Genomic DNA, 21,735 nt, shown 5'->3' with positions numbered 1-21,735 from the left:
ATCAATTGAAAGTTAAGGAGTAGCCAACGATGCAACCGGTCTTAGCCTTCGATGTATACGGTACGCTGATCGATACCCAAGGCGTTACCGTTGAGCTCGAACATCGCCTAACGGATGCTTCCAAAGCTGGCGAATTTGCTCGCCGCTGGCGCGATAAGCAGCTTGAGTACAGCTTTCGCCACGGCCTGATGGGGGCTTACGTGCCGTTCTCGGAGTGCACCCGCGAAGCGCTGGTTTTTATTGACCGTGCACTGCAAACCGGGCTTTCGGATAATGACCAAGATCATCTGATGACGGTGTATGCTGAGCTGCCCGCGTTTGACGATGTAGTGCCTGCGCTCGATCAGCTTCGCGAAGCGGGCATACGCTGCGTGGCGTTTTCGAACGGCACAGCAGATGCCGTGTCCAAGTTACTCACTCGAGCAGGCGTTGAGAGCCATATGGACGATGTAATCAGCGCCGATGAGGTAAAACGCTTTAAGCCAGACCCCGCAGTGTACGCGCATTTGCGTAGCCGCTTAGAGACACGCCCCGAGCACACATGGTTGGTTTCCAGTAACCCTTTTGATGTGATTGGCGCCACCCACGCAGGCCTACGCAGTGCCTGGATACGGCGCAGTTCCGACGCCCCTTTCGACCCTTGGGGTGTCGAGCCGGATATGACGGTTACCGATCTAGAAGCATTGGCAGAGCGCATAATCCGCTAGGTTGTTAACCTACGTCGACAAGCCGCATAATGACGTACGCTTAACGACTTAGGAGATGACCATGTCAGAAAAAATTTACTGTGTTGCCGGTTTTAGGCCCAAACCTGGCAAAGAAGAAGCGGTATTCAAAGCGCTTCAGTCGTTAGAGCCGAACACCCACCGGGAAGATGCGTGCATTCACTACACCGTAACCCGGCAGATTGATAACCCCTTCGCCCAGGGCACCAGTTATCCGATTGTTTTTCATGAAATCTGGGCCAGTCGCGAAGAGTTTGAAGCCCATTGTCAGCGCAAAGAGATTCAAGACTTCTTTGCCAAGCACGTTGAAGCGCCGGATGGCGATATCGAAGATGCCAACGTGTGTGTTTATACCGACGAACCATGGAATTTTGACGCGCCCAAGGTTTAAGCGAATCAAGGTTTCAGTGATAAAGGAGCCAACATGACCGATAAAAAGATGAACGTCGAGAGCTTTAACCTTGATCACACCAAGGTAAAAGCCCCGTACGTTCGGTTAGCCGATATTAAAGAAGGCCAGAACGGCGACCGTATTCATAAATATGACTTGCGTATCTGCCAGCCCAATAAAGAGCATATGGAGATGCCGGCGCTGCACTCCCTTGAGCACTTGATGGCTGAGCTGTCGCGCAATCACACCGATAAAGTGGTCGATATCAGCCCCATGGGCTGCCAAACCGGCTTCTACATCGCAATGATTAACCACGACGACTACGACGGTGTGATCACTATCATCGAACAAACCCTGAACGATGTGCTAGAAGCCACCGAAGTACCTGCCTGCAACGAGATGCAGTGCGGCTGGGCCGCCAGCCACAGCCTGGAAGGCGCTAAAGAATTGGCCAAAGGCCTACTGGCCAAGCGTAGTGAGTGGACTGAAGTGTTCGCCTAAGCGCTATGTGGCAGCAAAAGGTCGTTAGACGGCGCCTCCCCCTTGTTACATATAGCAAAGGGGAGGCGTTTTTATTGAGCGTGCTTTAACGAATGGAAAACGCCGACCAACAGTGACATGCTGGCGCATTGAAAGCATTTTTTCATGGGGGAGGCGTTACTATGCTGTTGGACACGTGGCTTTTATACCTAATCGCCTGCCTTGGCCTTTCGCTTTCGCCTGGGCCAAACGGCCTGCTGGCGCTGACCCACGGCGCGCTACATGGCAGCCGTAGAACCCTGTTTACCATCGTAGGCGGCGCCACAGGATTTATGCTGATTATTGCCCTGTGCATGTTTGGCATTGGTGCGCTGCTTAAGTCGTCGGTGGTGTGGTTAACAGTGCTGAAATGGGTCGGTGGGGGGTATCTTATTTGGCTGGGCATCCAGGTATGGCGCTCGCCGCCGATTACGGGCGAGGTGGATGTGAGCGCAAGCCAAGCGAGCGGGTGGCATCTGTACCGCCAGGGGGTGCTGGCATCGGTTACCAACCCCAAGGTACTGTTATTTTTTAGCGCTTTTCTACCTCAGTTTATCGACCCACAGCGCAGTTTGATGCTGCAATATTTCGTGCTGGCAGGCACCTTTGTGGCTATTGAATGTATGGTTGAAGGCCTGCTCGCCAATATGGCTAACCGCATTCGCCACTGGCTGAAGCGTGTTGGCCGCGGCTTCAATCGCACTTGCGGCGGCATCTTCGTTGCCATCGGGGCTGCGTTGCCGCTGCGCCCATGAATGCGGCTTTGCGTGGTGGCGAGCGCACGATAGAGAACCATTGACTTCCGCTTATGATGCCCCTATAAACTGGGTACAACCCATCACTCTAGGCCCTCATGTTCCTCCTAATCACGATTGCTACCCTTTCAATCGCGTTCTCGTTTTTATGTTCCATCCTTGAAGCGGCGCTTCTTTCAATTACACCCAGCTATATTGCTAAGCAGAAAGAAGACAACCCCAAGCTGCACGCCTCGCTTACGCGCCTGAAGGCTAATATCGACCGGTCCCTAGCCGCTATTTTGACGCTCAATACGATTGCCCATACTGTGGGTGCAACTGCTGTGGGGGCTCAAGCGGCGGTCGTGTTTGGCGAAGCCTCTATTGCCATCGTTTCGGCAGTAATGACAATGGCGATTTTAATACTGTCGGAAATTATTCCTAAAACCATAGGCGCGACGTACTGGCGCGGCTTGTCACCGTATTTGCCACGCCTGTTAAACCCGATGATCATTGGCTTGCTGCCTTTTATCTGGATGTCGGAGCAGATCACCCGCCGGCTAGGTAAGTCAGAGCATGACGTCGATCTGCGTGATGAAATTAAAGTACTTGCCCGCGTCGGCCTGGAAGAGAAGGTTCTGGACGAGGACGAGTCGCGCACCATTATCAATATGCTCAACTTGCACGATATCGTCGTCAGCAAAGCGATGACGCCGCGCACGGTGTGTGAAACCGTTTTGCCTGACATGACCGTGAAAACGTTCGATGAGCAGTATGGCAAAGCACCGTTTACGCGCTTCCCAGTGATGGACAACGGTGAGCAGGCCTTTGGTTATGTGCATAAAGCAGATATGTACCACGCTGACGATGCCAAAACGATGCGCGAGTTGATGCATCCGATTGGCAGCGTGGACGTCTCACATAACATCGAGCAGGTATTCACCTCTATGCTAAAAGATCACCTGCACATGCGGGTTGTCTACGACGAGCATGGCACTTTTGTAGGTTTAATCACGTTAGAAGACATTATCGAAACCATTCTGGGGCAAGATATTGTCGATGAGACCGACAATGTGGCCAATCTACGCCACTATGCTAAACAGCAGTGGATCAAGCGGGTTAAACGGGAAGATAAAGCTGCCAAAGCAGCCGAGTAATCCCAAAGAAGGTGCTCTCTGTTGTTGATTTAAAGCGGCGCCTTGGGGCGCCGTTCTGCTTTTACAGGCATTTATATTCAGGCTTTTACACCGTTAGACTACGCTTGGCAGAGCGAGGGAACGTTGTACTACGACTCGCTGTCTTAGCGCTAAATGATCTATAGTGAAGGTGTTGAAAGTCAAATAAGCTATTAGGGCGTCTAACGCCCATTAAGGAGGAAAGCATGTCATTACGTATTAATGCAGTCGTGCCCGATTTCGAAGCGGAGACGAGCCAAGGGCCGATTCGTTTTCATGACTGGATTGGCGACAGCTGGGCGATCCTGTTTTCGCATCCTAAAGACTTTACCCCGGTTTGCACGACAGAATTCGGTGCCGTCGCGCAGCTGAGCGCAGAGTGGAAGAAACGTGGCACCAAAGTAATCGGTGTTTCCGTGGATGGTGTTGAAGACCACAAACGCTGGGGCAATGACATCCAAACCGTCAGCGGCAGCGAAGTCGATTTTCCGATCATCGCCGACGACGGTCTTACGGTGTCAAAGCTGTATGACATGCTGCCGGAAGATGCCTACCTGCCCGATGGCCGCACGCCAGCAGACAGCGCAACGGTGCGCTCGGTGTTTATTATCGGGCCGGATAAGCAGTTGAAGCTTTCCATGACCTATCCAATGACCGTAGGGCGTAACTTTGCGGAAATCCTACGCGCCCTGGATGCATTGCAAACCACGACGAAACACGGCGTTGCCACCCCAGCTGATTGGACGATAGGTCAGGACGTGATTATTCCGCCTAGCGTTTCTGACGCCGATGCCAAGCAGAAGTATGGCGAGTATGAAACGGTTCTGCCTTACCTGCGTAAGACGCCACTGCGTTAATTGCGTTAGTAGAATAGTGTAAAAAGCGAAAAGCCAGCGCCTATGCGCTGGCTTTTGCATGGGCCATCAAGTGGACTCTATACAATGTTTTTGTCGGGCGTACGTAGGAGTTCGCTGACGGAGAAGCGAAGCAGGAGAGAGTAGTGGTTTGCAGCACTTAGCCGAAAAAGCTAATCGTCTAGCGTTTTGCGGGAAGAGATTCGCGAGGCGGGGTGGTGGTCGCTAATGTTGTGCAACAGATCAAATTGGCGGGCGCAGTGACGGCAATCCCGGCACATCGACAGGTGAAGACGAAGAGCCATCTTTTCACGCAATGTTAATATTTTGTCCTGTTTTAAAGACATCAACCTCGTGGCTTCGCGGCACATAAGCATATCAGGTTCCCCTCAGCTAATTTAACCAACCATGATCCAAGCACTCTCTTAGCCGTAAACGCGCACGGTGTAAGATGACCCAGCAGTTGGTTTCAGTAATGCCGGTTTCCTTACAGATCTCTGTGGTGGAGAGCCCCATGAGTTCACGCAAGGTAAATACGCGTGCGATATTCTCCGGTAAGGCTATCAAGCAGGCATCAAATACTTGCCAAAAACGCTGGTTTTCTAACACCTGCTCAGGCTCTCCCCAGTGGCTGGGGCGGGCAGCGCTTTGCCAGTGACCATTCTGTTGAAATAGACGGTCAAGGGTGTCGTCATCTAAGTCCAGGCCTAACGGTTGCCAAGTACCTTGACGGCGCTGTTGACGCAGTTGATCCAGAATTTTGTATTTTAATATGCCAAATACCCAGGTCTCGAACTCGGAGCGCCCTTCAAAGGTGGCGCTTTTCTCAAAGGCGGTGAGCAGGGTCTCCTGTACAGCATCTTCAGCGGCGGTAGAGTCGCGTAACTGCAGGCGCGCAAAGGCCACTAAGCGGGGTCGTAGCTTGGTAAAGTGGGCGGCGGCGAACGTAGCGGAATGAGGCACGAGAATCCCCTTTTAATGTTCCCAAGGCGCACTACTGACATCGCGCTAATGAAAACCATCGTTATTTATTCATTAGGCATTAATGCGTTAAAGTACGTGTTGATACCACGTTAGACAACAACGTGTCGTTCTCTTTGATGCCTTTCTGAATGCCAACCGAGTTTATGCTGTCCATGGAAAATACGTTGTTATTAGGGTTTTTGGGCAGCTTAATTGCTGGATTGTTGACGGCGGTAGGTGCGCTACCGGTGCTGCTAGGTAAAACGCCTAGCCGTGGCTTTCGTGATTTGGCGTTAGGTTTTGCGGCGGGGGTAATGCTGGCAGCGTCATTCTTTTCGCTGATTATTCCAGCGCTTGAAGCTGCGGAAATCTATTATCCCGGTGGCCCCGTGCCTGCCGCGATTGTTTGTGCGGCTATTTTGTTAGGAATGGGCGCGATTGCGCTGCTTAACGAGCATCTGCCCCATGAGCATTTTGCCCAGGGCCGTGAAGGGCCGGAGGCTGCATCGCTTCGCCGGGTGTGGCTGTTTGTGTTTGCGATTACTATCCACAACCTGCCGGAAGGCATGGCAGTGGGCGTTGGCTTTGGGGCCAATGGGTTAGAGGGCGGTATGCCCCTGGCGATCGGTATTGGCTTACAGAACATGCCAGAAGGACTCGCCGTTGCGGTCGCCTTAATGGGCGAGGGCTACTCAAAGTGGCGCTCCTGGTCGATTGCTGCGCTAACCGGCCTAATCGAGCCCGTTGGCGGGCTATTTGGTGCCAGTATTGTCAGCGTTTCCCAAATACTGCTGCCCTGGGGCCTGGCCTTTGCCGCCGGCGCGATGCTGTACGTGATCAGCCACGAAATCATCCCCGAAACCCACCGCTGCGGGCACCAGAAAAAAGCCACCTTTGGCTTGGCGATGGGGCTGGTGATTATGCTGTTCTTGGATGTGTGGCTGGGTTAATTGCGCGTTAACCTATGACATCCGCGCCACCGTGAGGCCCCGTTTGATGGCACAACCGGTGGTCGCTGAGTACGTCAATAATATGGCACTGGCCAACATTGCCCCCCGCACATTGATTGATCATGCGTTTGAGCTCATCGCGTACCGAGGTGAGTCGTGCAAGTCGTGCCTCGACCTCGGCTAGGTGACGCTTCGCTAGCGTGTCTACCTCTTCGCAGGGCATAGTGGGGTAATCCGCCATTTGTAACAGCTCCCGGACTGCCTCCACCGAAAAGCCAAAATCCCGCGCATGGCGAATAAACGTCAAACGGCGGATAGCAGCAGTAGTGTAGCGCCGCTGATTGCCTTCGTTGCGCGGTGCTGAAGGCAGTAGCCCAATCTGTTCGTAGTAGCGCACCGTTTCTGGCTTGCAGCCGGACTCGCGTGCCAGCTCACCAATGCCGATATAACGCTCAGTGGCAGTTGGCTCAGGGGTTTGATCTTTCATTACTTGAACCTCTAGTGACTACAGGTATTACGCTGCTCCTAAGATAGACTAACTTGGAGCAAAGAGCGATGAGTACGACCACACCGGCTAAAACCTCTGCAGTTTCTCCGTCGCCGACCACCCTGCGCGTGCAAGGTATGGACTGCGGTGGCTGCGAACGTAAAGTTGAGGCGGCGCTAAATCGTTTAAACCATGTTGAACATGTTTCCGCGAGTTCTGTCACCGGCTCGGTGCGATTAACCGCACCGCCCGGTAAGACCCTGCCACATTCCGATATTGAGTCAACGATCACGGCTCTGGGCTACCAGGTAATCGATGAGTCGGTGAACACAACTGAATCGGAAAAGTCGTCCTCATGGTGGCAGTCGCCTAAAGGGCGTTTGGTGATTGTCAGTGGTGTATTGCTGGCGCTTGCCTGGGGGCTTAAATTCGCCTGGCCCACCCTGGGCAGTTGGCCGTTCATCGCCGCAACGGTCGTTGGTCTTGTGCCGGTTATTCAGCGTGCTTGGCAGGCGCTTAAGATGGGTAACCCTTTCACCATTGAAATGCTGATGAGCATCGCAGCCCTAGGGGCACTGGCGATAAACGCCGCCGCTGAAGCGGCAGTGGTGGTGTTTCTATTTGCAGTGGGGGAGATGCTGGAAGGCGTTGCCGCCGCTCAGGCGCGCCGCAGTATTTCGGCGCTTTCCAAGCTGACTCCCTCTACTGCGCGGTTGATGGAGCAGGGCGAAGCTCGGGAAGTTGCTGCCGCGTCTCTGGTGCCGGGGCAACGAGTGCAGGTACGCCCTGGCGACCGTCTGCCCTGTGACGGGCAAATTATTGCCGGTCACTCCTCGATTGATGAATCGCCTGTGAATGGTGAGTCGGTGCCACGGGAGCGTAGCGAAGGCGAGTCAGTATTTGCTGGCACCGTCAATCTGGATGGCGTGCTTGAAGTTGAGGTAACCCGCAGCGCTGAAAACAACACCATCGCCCGAGTGATTAAGCTCGTGGAGGAGGCTCAGGCGGCCAAAGCACCGGTGGCGCGTTTTATTGACCGCTTTGCGTTTTACTATATGCCTGCGGTCGTCGGGGTGGCGCTGCTGGTCGCTATCGTACCGCCGCTGGTATCGACGATGCTGTGGTCGGAATCCATCTATCGCGCCCTAGCGCTACTGCTTATTGCTTGCCCCTGTGCGCTGGTGATTTCGACGCCCGCGGCCATTGCAGCCGGGTTATCGGTGGGCGCTCGCAACGGTCTGCTGATGAAAGGCGGTGCGGTATTAGAGCAGTTAGGCAAACTCAAGCGGGTCGCGCTGGATAAAACCGGCACGCTAACCGCGGGCAAACCCACCGTGACGGATGTAGAGAGCCTTGAAGCTGGTAGCCGTCTTGATAAAAGCCGTTGCGCTGAGATAGTGCGTCTTGCTGCCGCTCTGGAGCAGGGCTCGAGCCACCCCCTCGCTGTGGCGATCAGTGACTATTATGACCGGCAGGAGGGGGCTTCGGTACCTACTGTGCAAGGTGCTCGTGCGCTAGCAGGGCAGGGCGTTGCCGGACATGTCGAAGGACGTGAGTTAATGCTGGTGAGCCCGCGCTATTTACAATCTTTCACCCAGCACACCGGTGAGATAAAAGCCCGTATTGCGGCGTTGGAAGCGCAGGGCAAAAGCCTGGCCGTACTGATAGAAAGAGGGATAGAAGGAGAGGACGGGATAGAAAGTGAGCGCCTATTAGGACTAATCGCTCTGCGTGATGAACCCCGTGAAGATGCTCGCGAAGGTCTTCAAGCGTTAGAGCGCCTAGGTGTGCAAGCCGTGATGCTCAGCGGTGATAATGCCCGCACCGTGGCGGCCATTGGTGAACAGTTGGGCATTGAAGCAGAAGGCGAGCTGATGCCGGAAGATAAAGCCCAGCGCGTGCGCGAGTGGCAGGCGCAAGGGCTTGGGCCAGTGGGTAAAGTGGGCGATGGTATTAACGATGCACCAGCACTCGCAGCGGCAGAAGTGGGTATTGCCATGGGTAGCGGTACCGATGTGGCGCTTGAAACCGCCGACGCCGCGCTGCTTAAAAACCGCGTAGGTGGGATAGCCGAGATGATCGCACTTTCCCGGGCGACCATGCGCAATGTAAAAACCAACGTGGCCTTGGCGCTTGGCTTCAAGGCGCTGTTTTTGGTCTCTACGGTGCTGGGGATTACAGGGATGTGGGTCGCGGTAATGGCTGACACTGGGGCGACCGTGCTGGTCACCCTCAATGCATTGTACTTATTGCGTTACCGCTTTAATGAAATTGGCTAGAAAGCGATCAGCTAGAAAGAGTCGACTAGTGGCTCTGTACGTACTCAACCAACGCCTGGGCGAAGGAGTCGGTAGAGCCAGTGCCGCCCATATCGGGGGTGACCATATCGCGGCGGGTTTCCAGCACGGTACGGATACCCTGGCGGATGGCGGTGCCTTTCTCTGTCATGCCCAGGTGATCAAGCATTTGTGCTGCGGCGAGCAGCAAGGCGCAGGGGTTAGCGATGTTTTTGCCTTCGATATCCGGCGCTGAGCCATGCACAGCTTCAAAGATCGCTGCTTTTTCGCCGATGTTCGCCCCTGGAGCCAAACCCAAACCGCCGACTAAGCCAGCGCAAAGGTCAGAGAGAATATCGCCAAACAGGTTGGTAGTGACCACCACATCAAACTGATGTGGGTTCATTACCAGCTGCATGCAGGCGTTATCGACGATCATCTCTTGGAATTCGATCTCGGGGTACTCTTTGGCAATCTCCCGCGCTACGTCCAGAAATAAACCCGAGCTGGTTTTGATAATGTTGGCTTTGTGTACCGCGGTGACTTTTTTGCGACCGTTGTTTTTGGCCAGCTCAAAGGCGTAGCGCACAATGCGCTCGGAGCCTTTGCGAGTTACTTTGATCACCGAAATGCCAGTATCGCCGTCGTCTATCATCTCCTGGCCGTCGGAAAGATACGCGCCTTCGGTGTTTTCGCGCACGGTGATCATATCAATATCGTCGTAGCGCGAGCGGGTACCGGGGAAGCTAATCGCCGGGCGCACATTGGCATAAAGGTCAAAGTGACGACGTAGCTGCACGTTAATTGAGGAGAAGCCTTTGCCAATCGGCGTGGTCAGCGGGCCCTTCAGCGCAATGCCGTATTTCTCGATGGCATCCAACGACTCCTGGGGAATCAGCGTCCCATGCTTTTCCAGGGCGCCTAAGCCAGCGTCGATGTGCTGGTAGATTAAGCCACAATCTAAGGCGTCGAGTACTCGCAACGTGGCCTCCATAATTTCGGGACCGATACCGTCGCCCTTGATGACTGCAATAGATTGGCTCATGTGCTGCTCCTCTTTGAGCGACAAGTGTGTTGCGTATGCCGCTTCAACGTAAATAGTTGGGACTTGATAAGACATCATTTTCGAGTGCAATGGTACGCCAAATTGAATCTAGAGGGCACCCTGCAAAGGGTGTAGCGCGGGTGCAAAGAGCGCTAATTGCTGCTAGAATGCCGCGGCTTATAGCGCCACGCTTTAACTTTGCGTTCTTCTTACAGCAAGGCATAACGGTAATGATCTTTTCACGTTTATTCCAGAAACTACCTATTTCAGGGCTGATGACTCCGCCCTAGGTTTTCCCCCTCCTCAAGAAAACGTCTGGCCTCGTTAATTGCGTTGTCATGGCGTTGCAGCATGCTACTGTCGGCCGCACCCTAGGTTGCTCCAGCACTGACTCATTGGTTTGACGCCGCACGTCTTGTGTGTGCTGATGCGCCGCGTCGAGAGTTTGTAAAATCTTAACCTCCAGCCATGGACTTCCTGAATGTCTCTCTATACCAAGCAAGAGTGGTTTTCCAACATTAAAGGCGACACGCTCTCGGGAATCGTTGTCGCCCTTGCACTGATTCCCGAAGCGATTGCTTTTTCAATCATTGCAGGCGTTGACCCTAAAGTTGGTCTTTACGCTTCCTTCTGTATCGCTGTGGTCATTGCGTTCACTGGTGGCCGCACCGGCATGATTTCGGCAGCGACGGGGGCTATGGCGTTACTGATGGTGACGCTGGTGAGAGAGCATGGGCTTGAATATCTGCTGGCGGCAACACTGCTTACCGGGGTGTTTCAGATTGTCGCCGGGTATATGCGCATGGCCGAGCTGATGCGCTTCGTGTCGCGCTCGGTGGTGACGGGCTTTGTCAACGCCCTGGCGATTCTGATCTTCATGGCCCAGCTGCCGGAGCTGACCAACGTCACCTGGCACGTATACGCCATAACGGCGGCTGGACTAGGCGTCATATATGGTGCCCCGTGGCTAAGTAGAATTACCTTCCGGGCGTTGGAGTTTATCTTCTGGTCTTGGGTTTTGCATTGGCAGTTGGTGGTTTTGATTTCCGCTGGGGGTATGGTGTAGCCATCATCGGGATCGCTTGTGCAAGTGTTTTTTCGCGCTGGGTGCGTAACCTTGAGATCCCGTCGCCTCTATTGTGTATCGTTTTAATGACTGGCGTTGCTTCAGCTTTTGGCATGGATATTCGCACCGTGGGCGATATGGGCGAGCTTCCGGATACGCTACCGGTATTCCTCTGGCCCAATGTACCGCTGAATCTCGATACGCTAATGATCATTCTGCCTTATGCGCTGATGCTGTGTGTGGTGGGCCTTCTGGAGTCCATGATGACCGCGACCATCGTGGATGACTTGACCGGTACTCCCAGTGACAAGAACCGCGAGTGCAAGGGCCAGGGCGTGGCCAACATCGGCTCGGGCCTTATGGGGGGCATGGCAGGGTGCGCGATGATCGGTCAATCGGTAATCAACATTAAATCGGGTGGCCGTACGCGCCTTTCAACGCTGATAGCGGGTGTCGTACTACTGATGATGGTGGTCTTTTTAGCCGATTGGGTTTCGCAAATTCCAATGGCGGCGCTGGTGGCGGTAATGATTATGGTGTCGATCGGTACCTTTAGCTGGGAGTCGATTCGTGATCTTAAAAAGCATCCGATAAGCACCAATATTGTCATGCTGGCAACAGTTGCAGTTACCGTCAGTACACATAACTTAGCGATTGGTGTTTTTGTAGGCGTGCTGCTAGCAGCGCTATTCTTTGCTAATAAAGTGGGCAACATTCTCTACGTTGGTTCAAAAGAAGTGGAAGTCGGTAAGCAGCGTGAATATCAGGTGGTCGGCCAAGTGTTCTTCGCCTCTTCTGAGCGTTTCACGGCCGCTTTTGATCTTAAGGAAAGTATCGAGAAAGTGACGATTGATCTTTCTCGTGCGCATTTTTGGGATGTGACGGCCGTGCAGGCGCTGGATCGCGTGGTGATTAAATTCCGCCGTGAAGGTACCGAGGTAGAGCTTGTGGGCTTGAGCGAGGCCAGTGCGACGGTCGTGGATCGCTATGCGGTACACAACGACCCCGAAGCGGTTGAAAAGCTGATGGGCGGCCACTAACCAACGCAAGGAGAGCGACATGACAGATCAAGTATTAGCCGCTATTGACGGCTCCCAGTTTTCTGAAGGCGTCTGCGATTATGCTGCCTGGGCAAGCTTGGCTATGGATGCACCGTTAACCTTTGTGCATGTGGTCGACAACCACTCAGCAGTACCCGAAGAGCAGAACCTTTCCGGCAACCTGCGTTTCGGTGCCCGCGAAAGGCTGATGAAAGAGCTGTCCGAGCTTGATGAGCAGCGCGCTAAAGTGAATCGCGAGCATGGCAAGCTCATGCTGGAAGCAGCTAAAGAGCGCGCTATCGATGATGGAGTCAGCAACCCCACCACGCGCCAACGCAATGGCACCCTGGTGGAAAGCTTGTTAGAGCTTGAGGAAGACATACGGTTGCTGGTGGTGGGTAAGCGCGGTGAAACCGCCCACCAGGCCAGTGGCCACCTTGGCTCTAACCTTGAACGGGTGGCGCGTGAATTGCACCGTCCGATCCTGATGGTGCCGAAAACCTTCAAGCGACCTGAAAAGATATTGATGGCCTTTGACGGCAGCAAAACCGCCCGTAAAGGCGTCGAGATGCTGGCTCGTTCGCCGCTTTTTGCTGGCACTGAGTGCCATGTGCTGATCGTGGGTGCGGAAACGGCTGAACGCCGTTCCGAGCTTGAGTGGGCGTTAGGCATATTGCGCGATGCGGGCCACCAAGCCGAAGGCGCCATTCGTGCAGGCGAGGTAGATGAAGCCCTGCAAGCTTACGAAAAAGAGCATGGTATTGACCTGCTGGTGATGGGCGCTTATGGGCACTCGCGTATTCGCCACTTGCTGGTAGGTAGCACCACAACGGCTATGCTACGTGGTAGCCGCATACCGGTGCTGATTTTGCGCTAGGGCTCAATAAGCTAAAACTCAAAAAAGCAGCAGCGCATAACCGTTTAGCTCGCTTTGCGTATTACCTTCGCAGCCGGCCCTCTTTCTTGAGTGAGCCGGCTTTTTAGTCTCTGCAGTGCATAAATGATCTCCATCAAATGATGCTAATGTTGCCATGCGCTTCTATGCTAGTAGTCAGGTTGTAACCTATTCACCCACTGGAATAGCGTAAGGAGCCTGCTGTGAACATGCCTATGTTGGAAAAAAAGCCTGTTGGCTTCGACGAAGCCTCTACTTCCCACCGTTTTGTTGCTGAGCTACTGGCCCAAGCCGATATTCATTTCGACGGGCACCGCCCCTGGGATATCCAATTGAATGCCCCCGGCGTTATTGATAGCGCTCTTTCGCGAGGCAATCTTGGGTTTGGCGAAAGCTACATGAAGGGGGACTGGAACGCCGATCGGCTTGATGAGCTGTTTTACCGCTTAATGCGTGCCCAGCTCGGGCAGCGTATCAAGCCCACTCAATTGATTTATCACTCTCTGCGTTCGCGCCTGCTGAATCGGCAAACGGTGAAGCGTGCCTGGGAAGTGGGCGAAAAGCATTACGATCTGGGTAATGACTTCTACGCGGCCATGCTCGATCAGCGCATGACCTACACCTGCGGCTACTGGAAAGATGCCAAAACCCTGGACGAGGCCCAGGAAGCCAAGCTCGATCTCGTCTGCCGTAAATTGCAATTAAAGCCAGGCATGCGCGTGCTGGATATTGGCTGCGGCTGGGGAAGCTTCATGGCCTACGCGGCTGAGCACTATGGTGTTGAGTGCGTGGGCCTGACTATCTCCAAAGAGCAAGCGGAGTTTGGGCAACGATTGATCAAAAAGGGCTTGCCGGTAGAGTTTCGACTGCAGGATTACCGCAATGAAAGCGAGCAGTTTGACCGTATTGTCAGCATCGGCATGTTTGAGCATGTGGGGCATAAAAATTATCGCGAGTATATGAACGTGGTTAACCGCTGCTTAAAGGATGACGGCCTGTTTTTGCTACATACCATCGGCAAAAACTTGAGCAACACGGTGACTGACCCCTGGATTGATAAATATATTTTCCCCAATGGCGAACTGCCCACCTTGGGGCAAATAGCTGATGCCGCCGAAGCACTGTTTGTGGTGGAGGATGTGCATAACTTTGGGGCTGATTACGACCGTACTCTGATGGCATGGCACAATAATTTCGAGAGGCACTGGCCCACATTCGAAAGCCAGTATGGCGAGCGTTTCTATCGCATGTGGCGCTACTACCTGCTGAGTTGCGCCGGTGCTTTCCGAGCCAGAGAAATTCATCTTTGGCAACTGGTGATGAGTAAGCAGGGGGTACTGGGCGGTTATTCCCGCGTTAGCTAATCGCTATCTAACACAAACTAGGGATCTGGCAGTAGCTTATTGGGCACCCAGCGTAAGAGTGTCACCATACCAAATAGCTCTACCAGTGATTGAAACACCACCACCACAACCGCCGCCTGCCAAGCGCTGGGTAGCGTCAGGGCGATGGGCAACATCATAAAAGAGTTACGTGTACCAAAGCTAAACGCTAGCGTTCTAGCGCTGGCGGTGGGTAGCTTAAACAACTTGCCAAGCCCCTTACCCAATAGAGCTGCAAAGAGTAAAAAACCAATAAAAATAAACACCACCTGAACCAACACTTGGCTAAGGCCGAACACAGTGTTGACCTGGGAAGCGGCGATCATAAACACCACTAAGGCCAGTAAGGGCACTGGCAGTATTCCCAGGTAATACACGGTGCGTTTAACTGCCTTGTGACGCTGGGCTATGTACTCGGTTAACCAGGCGAGTGCTAAAGGCGTGAGAATAAGCCCTGCAAAAGCGCTCAATAGTTCTTTAGAGAGCGTTAGCTGAAACCACTCACTGCCCAGGAACAGCCACAAATAAATGGGTAACGCGACTAACTGCACCAGCAGCAGTAGTGGGGCGGCGGCAACGGCCCGAGCGCTATCGCCCTTGCCTAAATGCGTGAAGGTGATAAACCAATCGGTGCAGGGCACCAGCAGTACCAGTAAAACGCCTGCCAGCACGGCGGGGGAGAGTGGTAGCCAAATAACGGTAAGGGCTAAAAAGGCTGGAATGGCAATAAAGTTACCGACCATCAACGCGGCCATAAAGCGTGTGTCAGCGAAGCTTCGGGCAATATGCAGCAAAGGAATTTGCGTAAAGGTGGCGTAAAGCAGCACCGCTAACAGCGGCCATAAAAAATGCGCTAGCGGCTCAGCGAATTGCGGTGCTCTGATGCCTAACGTTAGGCCTAAGCCAATGAAAATCAGGTAGAGCCAAGACTGATGCTTTTCCATCTGATCGCGCATGCTGGCACATCCTGTCGCTAACGGTTTTGCAATCGGGGCTGTTTTGCTAACGAAAAAGCGCCATGCGCTCACCACCACGGCAGCGCCCAGCCAAAGGGGAAGGCTAACCACAATGTAAACCAGCGCAATCCCCGGGCGGCCTAACTGCACCAGATGTAGCGTCTCTAAGCTAAATAGCGAAAAGGTGGTAAAACCGCCGCAAAAACCGGCCACCAATAATGGCTGAAAACGCGCTAGCTGGCTGTGGGGGGAGCGCGAGAGGGTGGCGGCCAACCAACCGATTAAGCACGAACCCAGTACGTTAACAATGAGTGTTCCCCAGGGGAAATAGCCCCCTAGTGCTGCCTGGGATAATAGCGAAACGCCGTAGCGCAGCGCGCTGCCCACGCCGCTACCGACACCTACCGCAAGGTAAGCCTTCCAGGCGCTCATAAGGTCGCTCCTGACAGAGAAGCCCCTGATAACAACCAGCCCAGGGTGACCATGACTAAACCAAGCAGCAGCGTGGTGCCCACATTAATGCCTGCGCGGAGTTGCTGGCCGCCCTGCCATAGCTCAATGGTCTGCAAGCTAAAAGAGGAGACAGTGGTGTAGCCACCTAACACACCTCCGACGGTGAACAGCCATACAGAAGAGGGGGCGCTAGCGATACCTAGGCTGCCGAGCAGCCAGCCCGCTAGAAAGGCTCCGCTGGCGTTAACCGCCAGGGTTCCCCAGGGGAAGGCCTTGCCGAGATAGCGGGCAAGTAGATTTGAAACCGCAAATCGTCCCATCCCGCCCAGCGCGCCGCCTAGTGCGACTAACAGTACGCTTGTTAAGCCATGCCCCATGCTTTCCTCCGAGTCGCCAACTTCAATAGGCCGCTAAGTTTAGCATGTGCGTTTTATAGCGTCCGAAGCACGTAAGAACGTTTTAGGGTTTGTACGAAAAGTCGGCGAGCGAAGGCTAGACAAGGCAAAAATCAACGAAAAAAGGATCGGATTCGCGTGCGAATTTACGGGGTGTAAATGAGCATTTTGAGATGATTTTTAACGCCGTATAGGCGAGCGTAGGCAGTTTTCGAACAAAGCCTAGGGTGTCGCGGGTCAATGAGTTCGTGTAGAAAAGGGTGAGAATATAAAAATAATGTTGATGCTCAAGGAGAAGTACCTCATGTCAGATCGCGTGTTGGCAGCTATTGATAGTTCTCAGTTTTCAGAAGGCGTGTGTGATTATGCGGCTTGGGCCGCCCAAGCCCTGGATGCTCCGCTCAGTTTTATTCATACCGTGGATAACCATGCCCAAGTAGCTGAGCCGGATTTAACCGGTAACCTGGGACTAGGTACTAGAGAGCACCTGCTGGAAAAGCTGTCAGCTATTGAAGAGCAGCATGCCAAAGTCTCCCGCGAGCGGGGCCGCCTGCTACTCGACGCCGCCAAGGAGCGCGCGACCAACGCCGGTATTGCCGACCCGCAGTGTTTGCAGCGCAACGGCACTCTGGTGGAAACCCTGGTCGAGAATGAAAAAGATGTAAGGCTGTTAGTGGTGGGCAAGCGGGGCGAGACGGCGCACCAAGCCAGTGGTCATTTAGGTTCCAACCTAGAGCGCGTGGTGCGGGAAATGCATCGCCCGATTCTCATGGTGCCGAAAGAGTTTACTCAACCGCACAATGTGATGATGGCGTTTGACGGCAGTAAAACGGCCCGTAAAGGCGTGGAAATGCTGGCCAAAAGTCCGCTGTTTGAGGGCGCTACCTGCCACGTGGTGATTGTGGGCGCGGAAACCGCTGAAAACCGCTCGCAACTGAACTGGGCGCTGGAAACCTTACGCGAGGCCGGGCACACCGCCGAAGGGGCGATACGCGCGGGCGAGGTGGAAGAGACGCTGCGTAGCTATAAGCAAGAGCATGATATCGACATGCTGGTGATGGGCGCCTACGGCCACTCGCGGATCCGTCATCTGCTGGTCGGCAGTACTACCACCACAATGTTGCGTAATGCCCAGTTGCCGGTGCTGATTTTGCGCTGATTGCTGCACTTTTATGGCTCAGCCGGGATGAGAGTTGCAGATGAATCACCCTGAGGTGGATATAGTCGTTATCCGTGAGAAATTACTTGCTCTTGACGCCACGCTCCGCGAGGAGAGCGCCAGCAGTGAAGAGTCCCGGGATACGGTGATGCTGGATCAAACGTCGGTAGGTCGGCTGTCGCGTATGGATGCAATGCAAGGGCAAGCGATGGCCAAAGCAGGCGAGCAGCGACGTCAGCTAAAGCTGAAGCAGATTGCCGCTGCCCTGCAACGCATTGAGAGTGAAAGCTTTGGTGAGTGTATAGAGTGCGGCGAATGGATTGGGGCCAAACGCCTCACCTGGGACCCATTAGTGCTGAAGTGTATTGAGTGTGCTGATTAGACCCTGCTCCTTAGAGCCAAGCCGTTTACGCTTCGGCGGCAGCTTCTTGCTGCTGCTCAGTTGTCTGACCAGGATTAATCGTTGCGTTAATACCTGACAACAGTGCCTTGAGCGATGCACTCACGGTGTCGCTATCTTCGGCCACTGCGCAAAGCCGTTGGCCATCGATATTGAGCTGAACGAAGGCGATGGCATTGGCTTCACTGCTGGCACCCAGCGAATGCTCGCTGTAATCGATAATCCCTACACTGCTGCCGGAGTGGCGTTGCCACGCATCGGTAAATGCCGACATCGCGCCGTTGCCCTTGCCAGAAAGGCGCAGCGTTTCGTCACCCTGTTTCAGCGTCAGCTCAATGCCTTCCTGCTGGCCTTTGGAGAGCTGATAATCCACAAGAGATAGGGGCGCTTCCTGGGTGAAATTGTCGAACATCACCTGGCGAATCATTTCACTGGAGAGTTCGCTGGCGCGCCGCTCGCTCTCTTGCTGAACAAAGGGGGCCAAAGCCAGCATCATCCAGCGCGGCAGGTTAATGCCGTAATCCCGCTCAAGCAGGAAAGCCATACCGCCCTTGCCGGACTGACTATTGACGCGAATTACCGCCTGATAATCGCGGCCGATATCATGGGGGTCGATGGGCAGATAAGCCACTTGCCAAGGCTCGTCGGGTTTTTGGTGCTTGAGGGATTTACGAATCGCATCCTGGTGGCTGCCCGAGAAAGCGGTGTAGACCATCTCGCCCACCCAGGGGTGACGCGGGTGTATAGCGATACCGGTGCACTCGTTGACCACCTGAATGATTTCATCAGGGTTGGATAGATCCAGTTCAGGATCGATGCCCTGGCTGTAGAGATTCATCGCCAGGGTGACGATATCCATATTGCCCGTGCGCTCGCCATTGCCCAGCAGGGTGCCTTCTACCCGCTCGGCGCCGGCCAGCAGGGCGAGTTCAGCAGAGGCTACCGCACCACCGCGGTCATTGTGGGTGTGCACCGAGATAATCACGCTGTCGCGGCGGCTAATGTGCTGGCAAAAGTACTCAATCTGATCGGCGTGATGGTGCGGCCCGGCCACTTCCACCGTGGTGGGCAGGTTGAGAATGCATTTATTCTCTGGCGTCGGCTGCCACACATCCATCACCGCTTCGCAGATTTCCAGCGAAAAATCGATCTCGGTGCTGGAGAAACTTTCCGGGGTGTACTCGAAACACCACTCAATATCGGGGTATTGGTCGGCGTAGGTTTTGACCCAGGTGGCCCCTTGTACCGCAATATCGACAATCCCGGCACGATCCATCTCAAACACCCGCTCGCGCTGAATGGTGGAGGTGGAATTATATAGGTGAACAATGGCGCGCTTGGCACCCACCAGCGAGGCAAAGGTCTTCTCAATCAGGTGTTCACGGCACTGCACTAGTACCGCTATGGTGACGTCATCGGGAATTTGATTCTCTTCGATCAGCCAACGCACGAAGTCGTAGTCGGGCTGGCTGGCCGAAGGAAAGCCTACCATGACTTCTTTAATGCCCACTTTAACGATCTGCTGCCAGAAGCGTTGCTTTTGCTCAACGGTCATCGGCTCAAGCAGCGCCTGATTGCCGTCGCGTAGGTCTTCGCTCACCCAGATCGGGGCATGATCCAGGTCACGATCTGGCCATTGGCGATTGAAGGCAGGTACGCGGGGCGCAGGGCGATATTTGCGATGATCAAAAGCAGACATGGTGAGTTTCCTAAAGGCGGTGAGTTGTTAAAAGCGGCCGCTTGTGGCGTATGCCGCATTGCTGCAGTGCCAGGGTGAGGCACTTTAAGGGGCTGCTTGTGGCAACGACTCTTGTGGTACTGAGCTATCTCTTACTGGACTATCTTTTACTAGCTATCTCGTACTTGACATAGTGTATGCGGAGAGCGACGAAAGGTTATTGCGAAAATGTAGTGTTATCGCCAATAATTGACATTAAATATCGCATAATTCTCTTTTATTGGTAGGAGCTGCTTTCTATGGCCGTAATGCCGCTGTCGCTTGATCGATTTGATCGCCATATTCTGGATATTGTGCAGCAGGAGGGGCGCATCAGTAATCAGGAGTTGGCTGATCGAATCGGGCTTTCGCCTTCGCCCTGCTTGCGCCGGGTGCGGGCTCTGGAGGAGCACGGCCTAATACTGCGCTACCGTGCGGAGGTCGATTCCCGCCAACTGGGCTATCAGTTAATGGCGCTGCTGCATATTTCCATGGATCAGCATACGCCGGAGCGCTTCGATAATTTTGAGCGCCATATTCGTGAGATACCCAACGTTATCGAGTGCCTGATCATTACCGGTCAGGCGGCGGATTTTCAGCTCAAAATCCTGGTGCGGGACATGGATGACTACCAACACCTGCTGTTGCATGTGATTAACCGCATCGAGGGTGTTACCGGCGCGCATACCAGCTTTGTGCTGCGGCGGGTCTTTGAGCATCGGCCGGTACCTACGGATCGGCTTTGATAAGAAGGCATAGTCAAGGATAAGCCAAGCGGTTTAGACTGCTTTTCTTAAACCCACTAGGAGTTTTCCCTATGACCATTCAACGCCACGATACAAAAGCCCGCATGAGCCGTGCGGTGATTCACCAGGGCGTGGCCTATTTGTGCGGCCAAGTGGCTGGCTCGGAGGCCCGCGAGGGCGACATTACTGCCCAAACGGAAAGTATGCTGGCGCGGGTGGATGCGCTACTGAAAGAGATTGGTTCAAGCCGTGAGCAGCTGCTTAGCGCGACGATCTACCTGAAAGAGGGCAGTGACTTTGCCGCTATGAACGGGGTATGGGATGCCTGGATGCCCGCAGGCTACGCACCGGCGCGCACCTGCGTCTGCGCGCCCATGCCCGCCGATGAGCTTAAAGTGGAAATTACGGTGACTGCCGCAGTGAGCTAACTGCTTTCTATTCGCTACTCACCATTCACCCCTCACTATTTTCCATTCACTTGCTATTTATCATTCACTTACCGGGCTTTTCTACCGGAAAGCGGGTGTCGCGCAGGCTGTCTTTGATTTTCTTGAGGTGGGGTAAGAAGTCTTCACCACGCCTCAAGGTTACCCCAGTGGCCAGCGCATCAATCAGCGTTAATTGAATTACCCGCGAGGTCATCGGCATGTAGTGGTCGGTGTCTTCGGGGGTAGCGACGTCCAGGGTGGCGGTGCATTCGTTGGCCAGTGGCGAGTTGGGCGCGGTTATACCAAGAACGACGGCCCCTGCATCCCTCGCCAAACGGGCGATATCCACCAGCTCCCGGGTGCGCCCGGTGTAGGAGATAATCACCACCACATCCCCCGTATGGCAAGCGGCGGCGACCATACGCTGCATCAGCACATCAATGTAGGCCATCACCGGCAGGTTGAAGCGGAAGAACTTGTGCTGGGCATCCTGGGCCACCGCGCCAGAGGCACCCAAGCCAAAAATATGGATCTGCTTGGCCTGGGTAAGGTAGTCGACCATGCGCTCGACAGCACCCATATCGATGTCGCGTTGGGCTTCATCGAGGGCAGCGATGGTGGCGCCAAAGATTTTGTGGGTGTATTGGGTGGCGGAGTCGCCAGGCTCCACTGCGCGGGTCACATAGGGTGTGCCGCCAGCTAAGCTCTGGGCCAATTTGATTTTAAAATCGGGATAGCCCTTGGCGCCAAAGTTACGGCAAAACCGGTTAACCGTGGGTTCGCTGACGCTAGCTGCCTGGGCCAGGCTGGCAATGCTTAGGCTGGTGGCGACCGTTGGGTCTTCAAGAATTACATTGGCGACTTTACGCTCCGATCGGTTGAGTTCTTCTAAACGTTCGCGTAAGCGGTCAAGTAAGTCATGAGCCATTAACGGTCTCCGTGTCGTGTATGGAAAGCAGCAAATTTCCTATGCTTACAA

General features: G+C 54.2%; 22 protein-coding genes and 2 pseudogenes. 15 read left to right on the top strand and 9 right to left on the bottom strand.

Annotation, left to right across the window (positions count from 1 at the left end):
• Positions 1–29 precede the first annotated feature (29 nt).
• The 6 genes from FDY98_RS24520 (at position 30) to FDY98_RS24495 (ending at position 4,401) form a co-directional block, all read left to right on the top strand.
• Positions 30–707 (top strand): haloacid dehalogenase type II, encoded by a 678-nt coding sequence (locus FDY98_RS24520; RefSeq protein ID WP_027958050.1) that lies wholly within the window; start codon positions 30–32, stop codon positions 705–707.
• A 61-nt stretch (positions 708–768) separates the two neighbouring features.
• On the top strand, positions 769–1,116 hold the full coding sequence (locus FDY98_RS24515; RefSeq protein ID WP_027958049.1) for a putative quinol monooxygenase: 348 nt from the start codon (positions 769–771) through the stop codon (positions 1,114–1,116).
• A gap of 33 nt (positions 1,117–1,149) precedes the next feature.
• Positions 1,150–1,617 (top strand): S-ribosylhomocysteine lyase, encoded by a 468-nt coding sequence (locus tag FDY98_RS24510; protein WP_022522331.1) that lies wholly within the window; start codon positions 1,150–1,152, stop codon positions 1,615–1,617.
• A gap of 161 nt (positions 1,618–1,778) precedes the next feature.
• Positions 1,779–2,390 (top strand): LysE family translocator, encoded by a 612-nt coding sequence (locus FDY98_RS24505; RefSeq protein WP_027958048.1) that lies wholly within the window; start codon positions 1,779–1,781, stop codon positions 2,388–2,390.
• 98 nt (positions 2,391–2,488) lie between these two features.
• Positions 2,489–3,526 carry a CNNM domain-containing protein gene (locus FDY98_RS24500; protein WP_027958047.1) on the top strand — a complete coding sequence of 346 codons (1,038 nt, stop codon included), beginning with the start codon at positions 2,489–2,491 and terminating at the stop codon, positions 3,524–3,526.
• Positions 3,527–3,750: 224 nt separating this feature from the next.
• Positions 3,751–4,401, top strand: coding sequence for a peroxiredoxin (locus FDY98_RS24495; RefSeq protein ID WP_022522333.1), 651 nt, complete (start codon positions 3,751–3,753; stop codon positions 4,399–4,401).
• 170 nt (positions 4,402–4,571) lie between these two features.
• Here the strand turns inward: FDY98_RS24495 and FDY98_RS24490 are convergent, their stop codons facing one another.
• Complete coding sequence (locus tag FDY98_RS24490; protein ID WP_223828130.1) at positions 4,572–4,769, bottom strand: zf-HC2 domain-containing protein; 198 nt, start codon at positions 4,767–4,769, stop codon at positions 4,572–4,574.
• Positions 4,770–4,791: 22 nt separating this feature from the next.
• Positions 4,792–5,361, bottom strand: coding sequence for a sigma-70 family RNA polymerase sigma factor (locus FDY98_RS24485; protein ID WP_027958046.1), 570 nt, complete (start codon positions 5,359–5,361; stop codon positions 4,792–4,794).
• A gap of 173 nt (positions 5,362–5,534) precedes the next feature.
• On the opposite strand from FDY98_RS24485, the gene FDY98_RS24480 reads away from it, so the two are divergent.
• Positions 5,535–6,311, top strand: coding sequence for a ZIP family metal transporter (locus FDY98_RS24480; protein ID WP_027958045.1), 777 nt, complete (start codon positions 5,535–5,537; stop codon positions 6,309–6,311).
• A gap of 7 nt (positions 6,312–6,318) precedes the next feature.
• On the opposite strand, the gene FDY98_RS24475 is transcribed toward FDY98_RS24480, so the two are convergent.
• Positions 6,319–6,798, bottom strand: a complete 480-nt coding sequence (locus FDY98_RS24475) for a MerR family transcriptional regulator (RefSeq protein WP_022522335.1) — start codon at positions 6,796–6,798, stop codon at positions 6,319–6,321.
• Positions 6,799–6,866: 68 nt separating this feature from the next.
• Here FDY98_RS24475 and FDY98_RS24470 point away from each other — a divergent pair, with 68 nt between their 5' ends.
• Positions 6,867–9,077 (top strand): heavy metal translocating P-type ATPase, encoded by a 2,211-nt coding sequence (locus tag FDY98_RS24470; RefSeq protein ID WP_035537837.1) that lies wholly within the window; start codon positions 6,867–6,869, stop codon positions 9,075–9,077.
• A gap of 25 nt (positions 9,078–9,102) precedes the next feature.
• Here FDY98_RS24470 and FDY98_RS24465 read toward each other — a convergent pair whose 3' ends face one another.
• Positions 9,103–10,119, bottom strand: a complete 1,017-nt coding sequence (locus tag FDY98_RS24465; RefSeq protein WP_027958043.1) for an isocitrate dehydrogenase — start codon at positions 10,117–10,119, stop codon at positions 9,103–9,105.
• Between the two features lie 481 nt (positions 10,120–10,600).
• On the opposite strand from FDY98_RS24465, the pseudogene FDY98_RS29875 reads away from it, so the two are divergent.
• The 3 genes and pseudogenes from FDY98_RS29875 to cfa all read left to right on the top strand — a co-directional run bounded on the left by FDY98_RS29875 (position 10,601) and on the right by cfa (position 14,484).
• Positions 10,601–12,225: pseudogene (locus tag FDY98_RS29875) on the top strand (SulP family inorganic anion transporter).
• A gap of 19 nt (positions 12,226–12,244) precedes the next feature.
• The gene (locus tag FDY98_RS24450) at positions 12,245–13,102 is read left to right on the top strand and encodes a universal stress protein (RefSeq protein WP_022522339.1); all 858 of its coding nucleotides are present in this window, start codon (positions 12,245–12,247) and stop codon (positions 13,100–13,102) included.
• Positions 13,103–13,329: 227 nt separating this feature from the next.
• Positions 13,330–14,484 (top strand): cyclopropane fatty acyl phospholipid synthase, encoded by a 1,155-nt coding sequence (gene cfa / locus FDY98_RS24445; RefSeq protein WP_170834162.1) that lies wholly within the window; start codon positions 13,330–13,332, stop codon positions 14,482–14,484.
• A gap of 17 nt (positions 14,485–14,501) precedes the next feature.
• Here cfa and FDY98_RS24440 read toward each other — a convergent pair whose 3' ends face one another.
• From FDY98_RS24440 to FDY98_RS24435, 3 genes and pseudogenes are all read right to left on the bottom strand, one after another.
• Positions 14,502–15,458 (bottom strand): arsenic resistance protein, encoded by a 957-nt coding sequence (locus FDY98_RS24440; protein ID WP_027958041.1) that lies wholly within the window; start codon positions 15,456–15,458, stop codon positions 14,502–14,504.
• Between the two features lie 135 nt (positions 15,459–15,593).
• A pseudogene (locus tag FDY98_RS29100) lies at positions 15,594–15,890 on the bottom strand (fluoride efflux transporter FluC); the annotation flags it as partial.
• On the bottom strand, positions 15,887–16,288 hold the full coding sequence (locus tag FDY98_RS24435) for a fluoride efflux transporter FluC (protein WP_027958039.1): 402 nt from the start codon (positions 16,286–16,288) through the stop codon (positions 15,887–15,889). The gene FDY98_RS24435 and the pseudogene FDY98_RS29100, both read right to left, overlap by 4 nt.
• Positions 16,289–16,610: 322 nt before the next feature.
• Between FDY98_RS24435 and FDY98_RS24430 the strand changes: the two genes are divergently transcribed.
• Together FDY98_RS24430 and FDY98_RS24425 are read left to right on the top strand one after the other, a co-directional pair.
• Positions 16,611–17,465 carry a universal stress protein gene (locus tag FDY98_RS24430; protein WP_027958038.1) on the top strand — a complete coding sequence of 285 codons (855 nt, stop codon included), beginning with the start codon at positions 16,611–16,613 and terminating at the stop codon, positions 17,463–17,465.
• A 40-nt stretch (positions 17,466–17,505) separates the two neighbouring features.
• Entirely contained in the window at positions 17,506–17,847 is a 342-nt protein-coding gene (locus FDY98_RS24425; protein WP_027958037.1) for a TraR/DksA family transcriptional regulator, read from the top strand.
• A 25-nt stretch (positions 17,848–17,872) separates the two neighbouring features.
• On the opposite strand, the gene FDY98_RS24420 is transcribed toward FDY98_RS24425, so the two are convergent.
• The gene (locus FDY98_RS24420; protein ID WP_027958036.1) at positions 17,873–19,564 is read right to left on the bottom strand and encodes a 2-isopropylmalate synthase; all 1,692 of its coding nucleotides are present in this window, start codon (positions 19,562–19,564) and stop codon (positions 17,873–17,875) included.
• A 278-nt stretch (positions 19,565–19,842) separates the two neighbouring features.
• On the opposite strand from FDY98_RS24420, the gene FDY98_RS24415 reads away from it, so the two are divergent.
• Positions 19,843–20,328, top strand: coding sequence for an Lrp/AsnC family transcriptional regulator (locus FDY98_RS24415; protein WP_022522347.1), 486 nt, complete (start codon positions 19,843–19,845; stop codon positions 20,326–20,328).
• A gap of 71 nt (positions 20,329–20,399) precedes the next feature.
• The gene (locus FDY98_RS24410; RefSeq protein WP_027958035.1) at positions 20,400–20,756 is read left to right on the top strand and encodes a RidA family protein; all 357 of its coding nucleotides are present in this window, start codon (positions 20,400–20,402) and stop codon (positions 20,754–20,756) included.
• A gap of 64 nt (positions 20,757–20,820) precedes the next feature.
• Here FDY98_RS24410 and FDY98_RS24405 read toward each other — a convergent pair whose 3' ends face one another.
• Positions 20,821–21,684, bottom strand: coding sequence for a MurR/RpiR family transcriptional regulator (locus FDY98_RS24405; protein ID WP_009287337.1), 864 nt, complete (start codon positions 21,682–21,684; stop codon positions 20,821–20,823).
• Between the last annotated feature and the right edge of the window lie 51 nt (positions 21,685–21,735).

It is taken from the genome of Halomonas sp. PA16-9, assembly GCF_009728585.1.
In the GTDB taxonomy this organism is placed as follows: Bacteria; Pseudomonadota; Gammaproteobacteria; order Pseudomonadales; family Halomonadaceae; genus Vreelandella; species Vreelandella titanicae.
The sequence above is the reverse complement of the archived record's forward strand: the minus strand, read 5'-3'. Positions and strand labels throughout refer to the sequence as shown.